Source organism: Nocardia sp. NPDC001965 (genome assembly GCF_053594175.1).
Map to the genome: position 1 here is coordinate 20,404 of NZ_JBSFDZ010000009.1, position 15,258 is coordinate 35,661.

Sequence of the window (15,258 nt, forward strand, 5' to 3'; positions counted from 1 at the left end):
CCCGGCGCGTCGCCCGCGCCCGCTCCCTCCGGTACGGGACAATTCCCATTTGGGACAGGAGTGAACAATGGTGCCCCGGAAGGTCCGGCGGCCGTCGCTCCCGCACCCGGTACAACCGAAACCGACTCGTTCTCCGTGAACTGATCGCCGAGAGGGATCGATGATGCCAGATCACGTGCCCGGCGCCACGGGAATGGGGGAATGTTGAAGTCCTACAAAAAACTCGATCGATGGTACGGTCCGCTGGAGCCCGAGGGGGCGCGCGACACGGACATATCGGCACCGGCGCCCGAATCCGGCGGCGAGGACGTGCCGGGGCCCGACGACGGCCCTGCCAGGTACCCCGACTACATCGCGGAGGCCGGAAGCGCTTCCGCGCGACCCCACCCCGCCCCCGCCGAACTGTCCGGCCGTCGCACCGAATTCACCGGCGGCTGGTCGGACTGGGTCGATGCGCCCGACGAGGACCGGGACGCGGATCTGGTGCGATTCCCCTGGACCGATTCCGATCCCGAACCGACCGAGCCCGCGCGGATCGGCCGGACTCCGGCCCGGCTCCGTGACGCCGGGCCCGACGATCGGATCGCCCGGCGTCGCCGTACCGCCGGTGTCCTGCTCGCCGCCGTGGTGCTGCTCGGTATCGCCACGGCCGTGGTCCTGTATCTCCTGGCGCCGGGTACGCCCGGGGCCGGGCCGGTGCCCGACGAAGGCGCGGGTCTGCGATTCACCGCGGGCAGCACCGGTGCCGACCCCGCCGCCGCGGCCTGTCCGGCGGAACAGACCGCGGAGGTGGTGCGCGGCGCGGGCCCGGGCGGTACGAACTCCGGACCCGAAGCCATCCTGCGGTTCCAATACGCCTACTACGTCCAGCGTTCCGGTGCCCAAGCCCGCGCGGCGGTCGCGCCCGATGCGCCGGTATCGGCCGCCGAGGTCATCCAGGCGGGTATCGACAGCGTCGCGCCCGGCACCTCGCACTGTGTACGCATCACGACCGTCGCCGACGGCCGGTACACGGTCGAGGTCACCGAGTTCCGGTCCGGTGGCGAACCTGCCACCTACAGCAGGCAAACGGTCACCACCGCGGTGGTCGACGGCCGCACCCTCATCACGGGTATTTCGGCCGGATAGAGGAGAGTGCAGCGATGGGAGAGGATTGGAGCCGCTGGCTCGACACCGCGCCGGATTCGGCGGCGGACGAGACCGACGGAGACCGGAAGGCACGGGTGGTGCGGTTGCCGGCCGGCGCTCGGACCCGTGCTGCCGGCGCGCCCCGGCCGATCCTGGTGGTGGGCGGTTGCGGAGGAGCCGGAACCACCACCACCGCGCTGGGACTGGCGGGCGAACTCGGCCTGTCCGGCGCCGCGACGGTCGCGGTGGACGCCACCCCGGCCGGGGGCGATCTCGCGCTACGCGGTGCCGACGAGCATCTGCACCCCATCAGCATGCAGCAGTGGCTGTACGGCCGCGGCGACGACGAACCGGCGCCCTTGAAGGAATGTATGTCCCGGGCGACCTCCGGTATCGGTCTGCTGTGGCGCGACGCCGCGCCGCTCCGCCGCCGCGCCAGCTATCTCACCGTCGCCCGAGCGGTGGACCAGGCCGGGTACACCGGTGTCTACGACGGTGGGAACCCGATCGCGAGTCGGCAGTTGCGGCCGTTGCTCGACGACGCGGACGTCGCACTGGTCCTGACCATCCCGGCCCGGGTGGACGCGGCCAATCGGTTGCGGGTGACCCTCGAATGGCTGGACGACGAATACGGGGACGCGTCCGAGCCGATGGGCGGCGGGATCGTGGGCGACACCACCATCGTGGTCTCCCATCAACAGCGCGGTGCCGATTCGCGCGTGGCCGACCATTTGCGGGAACACCTGTCCGGCTGGGTCCGCGATATCGTCGAAGTGCCCTACGACCCGCATCTGGCGCGCGGCGAACTGGTTCGCCATATCGAACTCGCCGACGAGACGCGGCAGACCTATGAGCATCTGCTCGCCGGGATGGCATCATGATGCGGTCCCTTCGCCTTCGCTCCGGGCTCCGCGGACTGCATGTGGTCGCTGTTCGCTCCGGGCTCCGCGGACTGCATGTGGTCGCTGTTCGCTCCGGGCTCCGCGGACCGCACGTAGCCGCTGTTCGCTCCGGGCTCCGTGGACCGTATGCGGCCGCGCCGGCTTCGGGCGTCGCGGGCGGGATGCGGCGTTTCGACTCCGGGCTCCGTGGATTACCTGCCACATCTCGGGGGGAGGCAAAATGTCTGTTGCTATGAATCTTCCTCGCCGACCCGACCATAACGCCGTTGCCGGAGTGGTACCGCCGCCGGAATCACGCCGTGCCGCGGTATGGGACCGTCCTGTTCCCGGCGCCGGCCGTGCGCCGCTGGTGTGGCTGCTGGGTGTCCACGGCGGCGCCGGCGCGAGCTCGCTCGCTCATGTACTTGCGCCCGCCGCGGATTCGGGCCGGCGCTGGCCCGGCGTCTTCGACCGTGAATCACCGTTCGTCGTACTGGTGGCGCGGGAGACCATCGCGGGGCTGACCCACGCACACGATCTACTGCGCCAGCACCATTCCGGATTCGCCGGGCCCAGCCAGGTTCTCGGACTGATCACCGTGGCCGCGCGCCCGGGCCGGATGGCCCCGGAGATCCGGCGGTACCGCGAAGTGGTCGCCTCGCTGGCCGGACAGGTGTGGCAGGTGCCGTGGTACGAGGAATGGACGCTGGTCGAACCGGAGAAATTACCGGTGTGGACGCCCGGGGTCGCGACCTCCGTGCAGCGTCGCCGCCGGATCGACCCACTCGACGAGGTCCCCCTGGATATCAGGGAACTCGGTTCGGAGATCGTCGCGGCCGCTCGGGCCGCGCTGGAAGAATCGGAGGCCGCCCCCACTCGGGGCCGATCGAGATTCGTAGAGGAGTGATGCCGTGATCGCCGCCGTCGAGCATGTACCCCATTTCGTGCTCCCCGCGCTCGCGCGGACCGAATGTTGCACCTCAGCTATCAAGAAAGGCACCCGATGAGCACCGTACTTCTCGCGGTTCACCAGGTCTACGACACCGTTGTTGTGGCCCAGGTGGGCAATCCGACCCCCGAGGCGCCGCCCGGGTCGGAGAAGATCCTGCAGCTGGTGCGGTACCTCACCTGGTTCGTACTGCTGTCCGGAATCTGCGGCATCATCTACGCGGGCGGCAAGTTCGCGTGGGAGAAATGGACCGGCGGGGGGCTGGAGTCCCCGAAGATGGTGGCCGGAGCGATGATCGGCGGCGTGGTCGCGACCAGCGCCGGCACCATCATGAACGCTGTCATCGGAACGTGAGGTTGTGATGGATCTGGTCGGGGCGGCCGGTGTTCTGGCGTACAAGCAGATGCCGGCCGAGGTGTTGGAACCGTTGATGCAGTTGCTGAACTGGTTGCTGTGGTTCGTGCTCATGGGATGTCTGGCGTGGATGATCGTCTCGGCCGGAAAACTGTGGCTGACCTTCAAGGGCGATCTGGCGATGAACGACGCCTCACACGGCGTGCTCATGAGTCTGCTCGGCGCGATCGTGGCCAGTGGCGCCTCCGGTATCGCCCTGGCTTTCCTGCCCGGATGATCCGGGGCGAGGCGAGGAGAACGACCTGCGCATGAATTCGACCGTGATTCCGGCTGTGCGCCGGACCGGCCGGCCGTCTGCCCGCTGGGCTGCCCGACTGCTGTCCGCGGCACTGCTGACCGGCGCCGCGGGCTGTGGTGGCGGGGAGGCCGCGGCACCGCCCGATCTGTCCGCGCCGCCGACGAATGTGCGCTGGCTGCCGTTCCAGGGCGTATCGTTACCTCGTACCGATCAGGGCCCGACAGCGGAAACCGACGGCGCCGCAACGGGTTTCGAGCACAGCCCGACCGGTGCCGGGGTTGCCGCGGTGGTGCACGCCGTGCGCCTGTCGATCGCCGATGACGGACAGTGGTCGAATATCGCTGCCCGGGAAGTGGTTCCGGGGCCGGCAAAGGACGAATGGGCGGTGAACCGAGTGCAGCTGTCCATCAGCGGTCCGGCGGATCCGGTCTACGCGCCGCGCGTGCTGGGGTACCGGATCACCGAGTACAGCGATCAGCGCGCGACGGTGGATGTGTACACCGAGTATTCGGACAGTTCGAAGGCGGTGAACCACACGACCGTGCAGTGGTTCGCGCAGGATTGGAGGTTACTGCTGCCGGATCCGCAATCGACGACGCGACCGATCGACCCTGTGACCGAATTACCCAGTGACACCGTGAATTTGGAGGCGCCGAAATGAGCGGGAAGGAGACCTACCAGCGTGACCGCGTCTCCTTCGGCGTCATCGCCTCCGCGGCAGTGCTGGCGCTGATCGTGGTGGTCGGCGTCGTCATGTGGACGGGCCGGGACGACGAGCCCGAATCGGGTCCGGTGGCGGCCCCGGCGACCACCGGCGAGGGATTCGCCGATCCGGAGGTGGATGTGTTCAACCGGCGCATCGATATCCCCAACAACCCGGCGGGGCAGGTCCTGCCGCAGGATCCGTCCCCGCAGCGCAAACCGACGGATCCCGACTGGCTCACCGCGGCACCGAAGGGCACCACCGAACCCCGGGGCTGGCAGCGGGTGTACGGAGCCTCGGTACCGTTCTCGACCTCCGACGGTCCGCTGCGGATCGAGGACGACCTGGCTGTGGGTTATTCGCATACCCCGCAGGGGGCCGCGCTGGCGGCGGCACAGATCACGTACCGCCTCAATGCCCGGCCGGCCGACCGCGACCTCTACGTCCGGCAGGTGCGGGTTTCGGCGCAGCAGATCGCGGCCTACGACCTGGCCCTGGAGGCCGATCGGCTGCCCGAACAGCAGCCCGAGTCGGTGACGCGGTACCTGGTCGCATCCGACGCGTTCAAGATCGATGATTACGCGGACGATATGGCGATCGTGCGGGTGGCGCTCCGTGCTCCGGCGCTCGACGCGAAGCCGGTGTGGGTGACGTTGCGGCTGATCATGGTGTGGGACGCGGGGGACTGGCGGCTCAAGCCGACCACCTCGCCGAATACACAGACCGAGTATGTCGAATCGCTCGAGGGGTGGACTCGATGGTGATTCCGATGTTGGGACGAAATGTGGAAGCTCAGGTAGTGCGCGCAGACAGTCCGTCCGAGCGCGGGGAGCGAACCCCCGCGGTCTCGCACCGGGTGTCGTTGGCCAGACGGCTCCTCACGATCCTCGCGGTGATCTTCACCGTGAGCATGGCGACGCCGGTGGTGGCCTACGGTCAGTCCTACGGGTTCGACGAGACCTGTAACCAGATACACGACGCCCTGGACGAACTCGGGATTCCGGGTATCTCGCTGGGTGACGCCGCCTCGGCGGTGTGCAAGGCCGGCAATGCCGCCTCGCATCCGGGTGAGGCCGCCACCGCGGTGAAGGACAAGGCCTGGGATTCGACCTTCGGCAAAGTGGTCGATTCGCTGATGAACGGTCTCGGTGAGGCCATAATCCTGGCCTTGACCTTCTGGATGAAGGTGCCCAACGAGGTGGCCAGCGATTCCGGTTCGCTGTTCACCAAGATCAACGACTACACGTATCAGATACAGATACTGCTGCTGATGGCCTCCATAATCATCACCGGACTCAGATTGGCCGAGGCCAGACGTGGTGGGGCCATGCAGGAAGCGGCGGAATCGTTCCGCATGTTCACCCGGGTGGTGTTCAGTTCGTGGATGCTGGGCGCGGTGATCGTGGCCGGAACCGTGGCCTCGGACCGATTCGCCGAATGGATCATCCAGGACTCCACCGACGGCAATGCCCGCAACATGGCCGAGCTCATGGTGAAAACCAGCAAGCTGCAGGCTTTCTCGCCCGGGCTGGTGCTCATCATCGCGATCGTCGGATTGCTCGGTGCGCTCGCGCAGATCGTGCTCGCCATCGTCCGGCAGGGACTGCTGGTGATCGCGGCCGGCGTTCTGCCGCTGGCGGCAGCGGCATCCGGTATGAGTATCGGAAAGCAGTCGTATCAGAAGCTCGTGGGCTGGATCATCGCCTTCATGCTCTGGAAACCGGTGGCGGCCATTGTGTACATGATCGCGTTCACCACCGCCGGGCATGTGGACGAGATGACACCGGCCGGTGGACTGCCCGAGGCCGAGGAAGCCCAGCGCATGCTGGTGGCGATTGTCCTGTTGTGCAGTGTCGCTTTCGTCCTGCCGGCGCTGATGCGCCTGGTCACCCCGGCGGTCGCCATCGTCGGTAGCGGCGGATCGGGTCTCACCGCGACCGGTGGAACCCTCATCGCGGCAGCCGGACTGGGTGCCATGGGCACCAAGGCGGTCGGCGCGAAGGGTGCCGCGGCACCCGGGCGCGCCGGTTATGTGGGCGGCGCGGCCGGTCCGCCGCCGCCCGGTGGCGGTCGCGGTGGTGGTGCACCCCGGCCCATGCCCCCGCCGCGCGGTGGCGGCGGTGGCGGCGCGCCGTCCGGCGGACAGGGACCTCGATCGAGCGGCGCCACGGGCGGTGTACCGTCCGGTGCGTCCCGTGTGGTCAACAGAATGGGCGCAACCCGCGCCGCGACCTCCGGGATGACCCGCGCGGACCAGGCCATGGGCGATGTTGCGGGTGACGGCTGGACCAACCGTTCCCCCGACCTCGGTAGGAGCACCATCCCGCGATGACCAGCACCGAAACCTACGAACGCCGCTCCTACGGCCTATGGCAGAAGCCCCGTAGCGCCGGTCTTTTCGGGCTGCGGTGGGAAGAGACCGTACTCGGGTTCGTCGTGGTGATCACCGCGCTGCTCACCGCCATGATCGGCGGTTTCCAGTGGGGCGCCGTCGTGGGCGGGGTCGGTGTGGTGATCATGGCGCCCCTGGTGATGCGACGCGGCGGGCGATCGGGCTACGAGACGGGATTGATGATGTTCCACTGGATGCGTTCGCGTAGCCGCGGTGAGCACGTGTACCGCGGTGGCCGGTTCTCCCGGGTGCCGGGTGGTTTCACCCGGCTGCCGGGATTGCTCGCTCCCTCCAAACTCTACGAGGGGATCGATGCCGGCGGTTACAGCTTCGGCATGATCCACCTTCCGCAGTTCGCGCAGTACACCGTGGTGCTGCGGGCGTGGCCCCAGGGCCACGAGGCGGTGGATCAACCGGTGATCGACCGCTGGGTGTCGGCGTGGGGTACCTTCCTGGCCTCGGTCGGCCAGACCAGCGATATCGTCGCCGTCGTCCCGGTGATCGATACCGTCCCGGAGACCGGGAACAGGCTGCTCACCGAGGTTTCCACGATCACCCGGCCCGAAGCGCCGGACCTGGCGCAGCAGGTGATGTACGAACTGGCCACCGAATTGCCGCAGGAACGGGTGCAATTGCTGCCCCGGGTAGCGATCACGTTCAAGGCCACCACGGCCGAGCGCCGGAAGAATCCGGCCGAGGAAGCGGTAGAAATCGGTCGCCGGCTCCCGGGGATCTGCGCGGCGCTGGCCGAAGCGGGGGTCCGCGCTCAGCCGATGTCGGCCGACGAGGTGATCTCGTTCATCCGGCGCAGCTACGACCCGGCCTCGCAGGCCGACCTCGAGGTGGCGGCCGGCGAACCCGAAGGCCACGGCCTGGACTGGGCCGACGCCGGTCCGGTATCGCACGACGAGAAATGGGACCACCTCGTGCACGACGGTGGCCGGTCGGTCACCTGGGAAATGGACACCGCGCCGGAGGGTGCGGTGGACGAGCGGGTGCTGCAGCGGCTGTTGGCGCCCAACCCGGAGGTCCCGCGTAAGCGGATCGCCATTGTGTACCGACCGCATTCGGCAGCCGACGCGGCCGAGATCGTCGACGACGATTTCAAGAACGCCTTGGTCGCCCAGCAGAGCGAACGCGGCGTCGTATCGGCGTCGGCCACGCTGCGGGTCGGCGCGACCCAGCAGGCCCGGGAGGAACAAGCGCGCGGCCACGGTGTCACCCGTTTCGGCGCGCTGGTCACCATCACCGAACCGCACCGTGGCGATCTGCCGCGGATCGAGGCGATCACCCGCGACCTGTCCACGCAGGCCCGGCTCAAGATCCGCCGCTGCTACCGCTACCAGGCGGCGGCCTTCGCGGCGTCGCTCGGCTGCGGGGTGATCCTGCCCGAGCACGCGACCATTCCCAAGGCATTGGCGGGGTGAACTACTGATGGCACGCGAGCACGAGCCCCCCGTACGGGAGCGCAACAGAACCCGGGTCGCCCCCGGCGATCGGGCGCATTCGGGCCGGGACGACGACCGGCGCGTCCGGGGCGACCGGGGTGACCGGGGCGACCGGGGTGACCGGGGCGACCGGGACGGGCACCGCACGTCCGGTGGTACCGAACGGGGCGATACCGAGCGCTCGCGTGCCGATGGCCGGTCCCGTCCCGCTCGGGCCGGGGATCCGAGTCGCCGGGACCGAACGCGCCGCGACCGGGTCGACACCACCGCCGACCGGGCGATGGGTACACCGGAATTCGACAAGGCTGCGCGCCGGGCGAAGGTGCGTGCCGAAAAGCGTCGGCAATCGGGTCCGCAGCTCCTGGACGCCGCCACCCGCTCCCGGTTGGAAGAAGTCAGCCGGGAAGGCGCCGGAATCCGCGCGGCCTGGGCCACCTTCCGGGTCCGTACCGACGATATCCGTCGCCGTAACTACGCCGCCCGCGCCGAACAGGAATACCAGGACGGATTCGACCGGCAGACCGCCCAGCTGACCGAACGTGGATTCGCCGGAGCCGGCGGCGGCCGGATGAACGTGGTGGGCCGGCCGGTCGAATATCGGGCCACCACCGCGCAGGTCGCGGGTCTGTGGCCGTGGTCGGTCGGCGCCGGCGCGCCGTTGATCGGTACCCCGCTCGGCTCTCATCTGCACACCGGCTCGCCGGTGTGCTTCGATCCGATGAACTGGTTCATGCGCGGTAGTTTCATCACCGCACCCAGTCTTTTCGTGCTGGGGCTCAACGGTTTCGGTAAATCGTCGCTGGTGCGCCGGATCGTGCTCGGCGGCGTGGCGCAGAACATCACCCCGCTGGTACTCGCCGACGTGAAACCCGATTACCGGCGTCTGGTGGAACTCGTCGGTGGTCAGGTGATCGACCTGGGTTACGGGCACGGCAAACTGAATCCGCTCGCCGGTGGGGTACTCGGCGATATCGTGCCGCGTCTGGAGGAACATCCGGAGTTGCAGCGTCAAGTGCTGCAGGATCTGCGGGCCCGCCAGGTCACGCTGATCGCCGGTCTGGTGGAACTGGTGCGCGGGGCCAGGGTGCGCGATTACGAGGAGACGCTGATCTCCACGGCGTTGCGCATCCTCTACCGACCGGGCAGCGGGTACACCCCGGATCAGCCGCCCATCATGGAGAACCTGCTGGAGGTCATCGTCGCCGGCGGTGAGGAGATGATGCTCGACGCCGGCGCCGACAGTCCCACCGAGTACCACGAGGCGATCCGGGGGCTGCGGCGTTCGCTGCGCGCCCTCACCCAGGGCCCGTTCGGCGCGGTGTTCAACGGGCAGACATCGGTGCCGATCGACACCGATTCGGTGGCAGTGTGCATCGATGTCTCGCATATCCCCAACGGGGACAAGAAACTCAAGGCCGCCGTCATGCTGGCCTGCTGGGCAGACGGTTTCGCCGCGGTCGAGGCAGCGCATACCCTCACCGACGCGGGAATGGCGCCGCAGCGGTACTTCCAGGTGGTGATGGACGAGCTGTGGCAGGTGCTGGGCCTGGGTGACTTCATGGTCGACCGGGTCGACGAACTGACCCGGCTGCAGCGCGGTATCGCGACCGCGCTGATCATGATCAGCCATACGATCAAGGATCTGCAGTCGCTGGGCTCGGAAGCCGCCATCGCCAAGGCTCTCGGTTTCCTGGAGCGGGCGCGTGCCAAGATCTTCGGCGCCCTACCCGCCGAGGAGATCAAACGGCTGGACAGTACGGTCCCGTTCACCGCGGCCGAAGAGGAGATGGTGACCAGCTGGTCGGCACCGCAGGCGCTGACCGGGGAGGCGCTCAGACCCGGCCAGGTACGACCTTCCCCGCCGGGTACCGGAAAGTTCCTGTTGAAGATCGGTGAGGACCGCCGGCCGGGTATTCCGTTCCATATGGAGTTCACTCCCGCCGAGAAACTCAGCGGGATCCACGACACCAACCAGCGCTTCGAGGAATTCACCTCCTACCCGGGCCGCTACGCCGCCGAGCAGGCCGCCGCCCCGGACAGTTCACACCCGGTAGGCGGGAGCGATTCATGATGCCGCATCGGTCCTATCGCCGGGTCTCGCCGGAGGTCCGGGCCGCTGCGGTGGAACAGGTCCAAGCTCTGACCGGCAAGTTGCGCAGCGAATCGGAGGCGTGCCGGTTGGTCGCCGAACAGATCGGTGTGCACACCAATTCGGTGCGCAACTGGGTGCGGGCCGCGGACGGACCGAGCCTGGAACGAATGGACGCGGCCGCGCTGCGTCGCAAGGTCACCCTGCTGCAGCAGCAACTGGCCGCCGCGGCCGAGGTGAACCGCGCCCTGGCCGACACTCTCAACGACACCCGGCGCGATACGTGACCCCCGCGGGAGCCAGGTGAACGCGAAATCGGTGCTGTGGACCTGCCTCGGCCTGGTGCTCGGCCTGATGACGGTCATCCTCGTCATCGTGATGCCGGCCGTGGACGACCCCTGCGAGGGCGGTTCGGTGCTGGATCCCGGCCAGACCACCCTGCCACCGCTCGGCGGCTATCCCCCCGGCGATCCGCGGGCCGCGGGGGAGAGTGCGATACCGGAAGGTTCCACGGCCAACCCCACCCTGACCGCGACGCCGTCGCTCGCGGCGGGTGCTGCTCCGCTGGGCCGCAGCTGGCCGATGGCTGCCGGGACGTATTCGGTCTCCGATGTGTTCGGGTCCCGGGGCGGCGGGCACAAGGGCGTCGATCTGGCCGCGCCCGACGGGACACCGATTTTCTCGGTGGCCGACGGAATCGTGGTGGCGGCCGGCCCGGCCTCGGGGTTCGGCAACTGGATCGTCGTCGACTCGATCGATACGGGCAACGGTCGCGCCTACTCCGCGGTGTACGGGCATATGTGGGACAGCGGGGTACTGGTGCGGGTCGGCGAAGTCGTCCGGGCCGGGCAGCATATCGGCGCCGTCGGCTCGGCCGGCGAATCCAGCGGCCCGCACCTGCATTTCGAGGTCGTGCCGGGTGGCCGCTTCACCGGCGGGCGGCAGATCGACCCGATGCCTTGGCTCGACGGTGCGCCGACGCCCGATCTGGGCGGTGCCCGCGCGTATTCGACCGATCCGGAATGTGTCCGCGGTTTCGGTACCCAGGGCGGAGCACTGGCCGGCGGGAAAGTGCCGCCGGAACTGGAGATGTGGTATCGCCGGGCAGGGTCGCTGTGTCCCGAGGTCACACCGTCGTTGCTGGCTGCCCAGGGCCGGCAGGAGTCCGGGTTCCGGCGTGGTCTCACCTCGCCCGCGGGCGCGCAGGGACTCGCGCAGTTCCTGCCCGGTACGGCCGCGAGTACCAATCCCGACGACGGTCAGCCCTATGTCATCGATGCCGACGGAAACGGGGTGGCCAGCGTATGGGACGACGGCGATGCGATCGTGGGACAGGGCAGATATATGTGCGCGATCGCGCACAAGATCAACGGCTGGATCGGTGAGGGCCGGGTCCAGGGCGATGTGGTCGCGCTGACCCTCGCGGCCTACAACGCGGGTGAGGGTGCGGTACTGGCATCGGGCGGGATGCCGAATCAGGTTGCCGCGCACTACTCCGAGACCCAGCCCTATGTCACCAACATCCTGGCCATGGAAGCGGAATACCGGGACCCCGGGGCGACCGGGCGGTTCACCCCCGACAGCGCGGGATCAGCCGGTGACCAGGTGGTCCAGGCCGCGCACGAATGGCTCGGAACCCCGTACGTATGGGGCGGTGGCGGGCCGCAGGGGCCCAGCAGCGGCGGGCTCGACGGCCCCGGCCTGACCTCGGCGGCGGTGTTCGCGGCCTCCTCCGGCGCCGTATCGCTGCCGCGCACCGCCGAGCAGCAGTGGGAGGCCGGGACCGAGGTACCGATCGCCCGGATCCAGCCGGGTGACCTGGTGTTCAGCGAATTCGGTCCGCGCGGACCCGCGCGGGTCGGGATCTACAGCGGGAACGGGCAGATGATCCACGCGGCGCCGGCGCTGACCGTGGACTCGCCCGGTGGCGTGGCCGAAACCGCGGTACCCGGTGACGCCCGGGTGAGGAGGGTGCTGTGAACACGCGCGGATCGGCGCCGTTTACGAGGTTCGGGCGGTTAGCCTGGAACGAGAAGACGAGTGCTGGTGCGGGACTGGTGGTGATGCTGATGCTGACCATCACGGTACTGAGCGGATGCGGTGGCAGCGGCGACGAGGTGAGTCCGGGTGGCACGGCGGCCACGTCGACCACACGACAGCTCGAAGCTGTGCCCGCCCCGGATCCGGTGACACCCGACGGGGTCGCGGTGGCGGCGCTGCGCGAGATCTATCGGTGGGAGCCCGGCACCGAGGTTCCGGGCGCCTCGCTGGTGCGGGCGCGGAAATGGCTGGGCCCCAGTCTGGTGCGGGTGCTGGATGCGTCGACGGCGACGGCCGGCGCCCCGGCCGTATCGCTGCAGTGGGGCGACTGGGCTGCCGCGGGCGCGCGGGTGGAGGCGTTCACCTTCGCTTCCGGGGATCGTCCGCCGGCGGGGCCCGATCCCGGCGTTCAGCAGTTCAAGATCGGAATCGAGCAGACCGTCGTCTACCCGGACGGCCGCGAGGAACCCCTGGCGCCGTCCACTGTCATCGCGACCGTCGTACGCACGCCCGAGGGCTGGCGTCTCGACGGCTACCGGTGACCCGGCAGGCATCATTCAGGAGGCAGGAATGGCGAAGAAGAAACCGCTGAAGGACCCGGCCGCGGTCGGGCCCGATCTGACCCTGATCGCGATCTACGTCGGCGGTGCCGTCCTCGGAACCATCTGGGTGGCACTGCATCTGGGCAATATGCTGTCGCTGCAGAAGCAGGACATGCCGATCAATCCGATCGATATCATCGCGGGAATGGTCAAAGGTGAGCTCCACTGGCCCACCGGTACCACGGTGATCCTGCTGCTCGTGCTGCTCGCACTGGCCCTTTTCGTACTGTACCGGCGGCGGTCGACCGCCAAACGCCTGGTGGGCCGGCTCGCCGTGGACGACAAGGCCGATGTGATGGGCAACGGCGGGGCCATCGCCGCGCTCACCGAGGCCGGTGTCCGGGAGAAGGCCCAGAACATGGGCGTCAAGCTCGGTTACAACGACGCCCCCGGGGTACCGATCGGGGTCGCGATCGCCGACGGCACGATGCTGTACGGCTCCTACGAGGACCTGCATCTCGATATCTGGGGGCCGCGGCAGGGCAAATCGACCTCGCGGGTCATCCCGGCGATCCTCACCGCCATCGGCCCGGTGCTGGCCACCTCGAACAAACGCGATGTGGTGGACGCGACCCGTGATGTGCGGGAGGCCAAGGGCAGTCGTACCTTCGTTTTCGATCCGCAGGGCGTGGCTGCCGAAGACCCCACCTGGTACTGGAATCCGCTGGCCTGGGTGGACGCGAACAGCGACGGGTGCGAGATGCGGGCCGCGCGGCTGGCCGGTCATTTCGCCGACAGCGACAGCGGTTCCGATTCCCGCAACGACGCGTTCTTCGATCCCGAGGCCGAAGATCTGCTGGCCGGTCTCTTCCTGGCGGCCGCGATAGCGCACAAGCCCATCACCCAGATCTGGGAGTGGGTGACCGAACCGCAGAACATCGAGCCCATCAACTTCCTACGCGAGGCAGGCCACGATTTCTCCGCGTCCGGTCTGGCTGCCCAGTACAACGCCGATCCACGGACCCGCAGCGGAATCTTCGGCACCGCCAAGAAGATGGTGCGCTGCCTGAAACTGCGCAACGTGCACAAATGGGTCACGCCGCACAACGCGGAAAAGCAGGAGCTGCCCCGGGTTCAGTTCGACGAATTGGAGTTCATCGAGCGGAACGGCACGCTCTACAGTCTGTCGCTGGAGGGCCGGGGTTCGGCGGCGCCGCTGGTGAGCGCGCTCACCGAGGCCGTGATCGATGTGGCCATGCGCAAGGCGTCGCGTTCGGCTTACGGGCGGTTGCCGATTCCGCTGCTGGCGGTGCTGGACGAGGCGGCGAATGTGGTCCGGTGGAAGGATCTGCCCAAGCAGTACAGCCATTTCGGCTCCCGGGGCATCGTCGTCATGACGGTGCTGCAGTCGTGGGCGCAGGGCGCCCGGTGCTGGGGCGACGACGGGATGAACGCACTGTGGTCGGCTGCCAATATCAAAGTACTGGGCAGCGGTGTCGACGATACGAACTTCCTGCGGGAGCGATCGGAGGCCATCGGCGAGCATTCCGCCATCTCGGCCTCGGTATCGGAATCCAAGGGCGGTAAGAGCTATTCGCGTTCGCTCGGATCCTCCAAGACCTTCACCGTGCAGGCGCTGGCGACGCTGCCGCGCGGTCGGGCCATCGTGTTCTCCTCCGGCGCCCCACCGGTGCTGGTGCGTACGGTGCCCTGGTGGGAGGGCGAATACTCGTCCGCGGTGAAGAAATCCATCGAACAGCACGATCCTCAGCGCAAAACTCTGGTCACCGATCTGATCGGGTCCCCGGCGCTGATCAAACAGCCACCTACAGAGCCGGACCACGGTCCGGCAGGAGCGCCTACGGTGCTGGACAAGAAACCGGCAGGCGCACCCACGGAACCGGATCACGGTCCGGGCGGAACACCCCCGGGCCCGGAGAACGGGCCGGGAGAGAGGCAGGAGGTTCGACCGCGGTGACCGAGACTTCCCGAGAGCAGCAGATACCTACCTACAAGAACGTGGTGGAGTTCGTCGAGAACTACCTCAGCGTCGTCTATCGCCGGCAGGTCAGCGATCTGAGCGATACCGTGTGGTGCCCGGAGTGGTGGAAGCATACGGAAGCGATCGCGCGGCTGGACGCCATGTGGCGGGCCTGGGAGCATCTCCGTCAGGACGGCGCCACCGGGATGAGCGTATGGTTCCTCGACCACGCCGATCAGCACATGGCGGTCCTGCTCGATCCGAAGGGCCCGTTCAAGTACTGCAGTGTGCGCAACGGGCACAAGGACATGCTCGTGCCCCTACCGCTGACGGCCCCGCCACAGGGGATGTTCAGCGATCCCGCCGAGAGCCCCGAACCGATCGAGGATCTCCGGTCGGCCGGAAGCGAAGTACGGGGCTGACACCTGCACCACGCCGAAAACGGAGAATGCC

Annotated in this window: 15 protein-coding genes; all 15 read left to right on the forward strand. The window is 68.3% G+C overall.

Translation table 11 applies throughout. The annotated features are described in order from the left end of the window. The first annotated feature begins 201 nt into the window (after positions 1-201). Positions 202-1,128, forward strand: a complete 927-nt coding sequence (locus tag ACWCPQ_RS15380) for a hypothetical protein (protein WP_449898947.1) — start codon at positions 202-204, stop codon at positions 1,126-1,128. 14 nt (positions 1,129-1,142) lie between these two features. Further along, complete coding sequence (locus tag ACWCPQ_RS15385; protein ID WP_449898948.1) at positions 1,143-2,009, forward strand: MinD/ParA family ATP-binding protein; 867 nt, start codon at positions 1,143-1,145, stop codon at positions 2,007-2,009. 241 nt (positions 2,010-2,250) lie between these two features. Further along, positions 2,251-2,916 carry a hypothetical protein gene (locus ACWCPQ_RS15390; protein ID WP_449898951.1) on the forward strand — a complete coding sequence of 222 codons (666 nt, stop codon included), beginning with the start codon at positions 2,251-2,253 and terminating at the stop codon, positions 2,914-2,916. 96 nt (positions 2,917-3,012) lie between these two features. Next, entirely contained in the window at positions 3,013-3,312 is a 300-nt protein-coding gene (locus tag ACWCPQ_RS15395; RefSeq protein ID WP_030521532.1) for a hypothetical protein, read from the forward strand. 7 nt (positions 3,313-3,319) lie between these two features. After that, positions 3,320-3,589: a hypothetical protein gene (locus tag ACWCPQ_RS15400; RefSeq protein WP_030521531.1), complete on the forward strand. Its 270-nt coding sequence runs from the start codon at positions 3,320-3,322 to the stop codon at positions 3,587-3,589. 31 nt (positions 3,590-3,620) lie between these two features. Further along, positions 3,621-4,271, forward strand: coding sequence for a hypothetical protein (locus ACWCPQ_RS15405; RefSeq protein WP_449898953.1), 651 nt, complete (start codon positions 3,621-3,623; stop codon positions 4,269-4,271). After that, positions 4,268-5,077 (forward strand): hypothetical protein, encoded by an 810-nt coding sequence (locus tag ACWCPQ_RS15410; protein ID WP_449898954.1) that lies wholly within the window; start codon positions 4,268-4,270, stop codon positions 5,075-5,077. The genes ACWCPQ_RS15405 and ACWCPQ_RS15410 overlap by 4 nt, the downstream gene beginning before the upstream one ends. A gap of 92 nt (positions 5,078-5,169) precedes the next feature. Beyond that, complete coding sequence (locus tag ACWCPQ_RS15415; protein WP_449899354.1) at positions 5,170-6,645, forward strand: hypothetical protein; 1,476 nt, start codon at positions 5,170-5,172, stop codon at positions 6,643-6,645. Then, positions 6,642-8,132: an SCO6880 family protein gene (locus ACWCPQ_RS15420; protein WP_449898956.1), complete on the forward strand. Its 1,491-nt coding sequence runs from the start codon at positions 6,642-6,644 to the stop codon at positions 8,130-8,132. The genes ACWCPQ_RS15415 and ACWCPQ_RS15420 overlap by 4 nt, the downstream gene beginning before the upstream one ends. Positions 8,133-8,139: 7 nt before the next feature. After that, complete coding sequence (locus ACWCPQ_RS15425; RefSeq protein WP_449898957.1) at positions 8,140-10,224, forward strand: hypothetical protein; 2,085 nt, start codon at positions 8,140-8,142, stop codon at positions 10,222-10,224. After that, positions 10,221-10,529 carry a transposase gene (locus ACWCPQ_RS15430; protein ID WP_449898959.1) on the forward strand — a complete coding sequence of 103 codons (309 nt, stop codon included), beginning with the start codon at positions 10,221-10,223 and terminating at the stop codon, positions 10,527-10,529. The genes ACWCPQ_RS15425 and ACWCPQ_RS15430 overlap by 4 nt, the downstream gene beginning before the upstream one ends. 16 nt (positions 10,530-10,545) lie before the next feature. Further along, a complete protein-coding gene (locus tag ACWCPQ_RS15435; RefSeq protein ID WP_449898960.1) occupies positions 10,546-12,222 on the forward strand; it encodes a peptidoglycan DD-metalloendopeptidase family protein in 1,677 nt (558 codons plus the stop codon). Positions 12,223-12,311: 89 nt separating this feature from the next. Further along, complete coding sequence (locus tag ACWCPQ_RS15440) at positions 12,312-12,824, forward strand: hypothetical protein (protein WP_449898962.1); 513 nt, start codon at positions 12,312-12,314, stop codon at positions 12,822-12,824. Between the two features lie 28 nt (positions 12,825-12,852). Beyond that, complete coding sequence (locus ACWCPQ_RS15445) at positions 12,853-14,802, forward strand: type IV secretory system conjugative DNA transfer family protein (protein ID WP_449898964.1); 1,950 nt, start codon at positions 12,853-12,855, stop codon at positions 14,800-14,802. Further along, positions 14,799-15,227 carry a DUF4913 domain-containing protein gene (locus ACWCPQ_RS15450; RefSeq protein ID WP_449898967.1) on the forward strand — a complete coding sequence of 143 codons (429 nt, stop codon included), beginning with the start codon at positions 14,799-14,801 and terminating at the stop codon, positions 15,225-15,227. Before ACWCPQ_RS15445 ends, ACWCPQ_RS15450 begins: the two co-directional genes overlap by 4 nt. Positions 15,228-15,258: the final 31 nt, after the last annotated feature.

Excerpts from the sequence above, each read along its gene's own strand:
- ACWCPQ_RS15400 (WP_030521531.1), top strand. The coding sequence starts at position 3,320 with ATGGATCTGGTCGGGGCGGCCGGTGTTCTGGCGTACAAGCAGATGCCG.
- ACWCPQ_RS15390 (WP_449898951.1), top strand. The coding sequence starts at position 2,251 with ATGTCTGTTGCTATGAATCTTCCTCGCCGACCCGACCATAACGCCGTT.
- ACWCPQ_RS15420 (WP_449898956.1), top strand. The coding sequence starts at position 6,642 with ATGACCAGCACCGAAACCTACGAACGCCGCTCCTACGGCCTATGGCAG.
- ACWCPQ_RS15425 (WP_449898957.1), top strand. The coding sequence starts at position 8,140 with ATGGCACGCGAGCACGAGCCCCCCGTACGGGAGCGCAACAGAACCCGG.
- ACWCPQ_RS15430 (WP_449898959.1), top strand. The coding sequence starts at position 10,221 with ATGATGCCGCATCGGTCCTATCGCCGGGTCTCGCCGGAGGTCCGGGCC.
- ACWCPQ_RS15380 (WP_449898947.1), top strand. The coding sequence starts at position 202 with ATGTTGAAGTCCTACAAAAAACTCGATCGATGGTACGGTCCGCTGGAG.
- ACWCPQ_RS15440 (WP_449898962.1), top strand. The coding sequence starts at position 12,312 with ATGCTGACCATCACGGTACTGAGCGGATGCGGTGGCAGCGGCGACGAG.
- ACWCPQ_RS15385 (WP_449898948.1), top strand. The coding sequence starts at position 1,143 with ATGGGAGAGGATTGGAGCCGCTGGCTCGACACCGCGCCGGATTCGGCG.
- ACWCPQ_RS15405 (WP_449898953.1), top strand. The coding sequence starts at position 3,621 with ATGAATTCGACCGTGATTCCGGCTGTGCGCCGGACCGGCCGGCCGTCT.
- ACWCPQ_RS15445 (WP_449898964.1), top strand. The coding sequence starts at position 12,853 with ATGGCGAAGAAGAAACCGCTGAAGGACCCGGCCGCGGTCGGGCCCGAT.
- ACWCPQ_RS15395 (WP_030521532.1), top strand. The coding sequence starts at position 3,013 with ATGAGCACCGTACTTCTCGCGGTTCACCAGGTCTACGACACCGTTGTT.
- ACWCPQ_RS15410 (WP_449898954.1), top strand. The coding sequence starts at position 4,268 with ATGAGCGGGAAGGAGACCTACCAGCGTGACCGCGTCTCCTTCGGCGTC.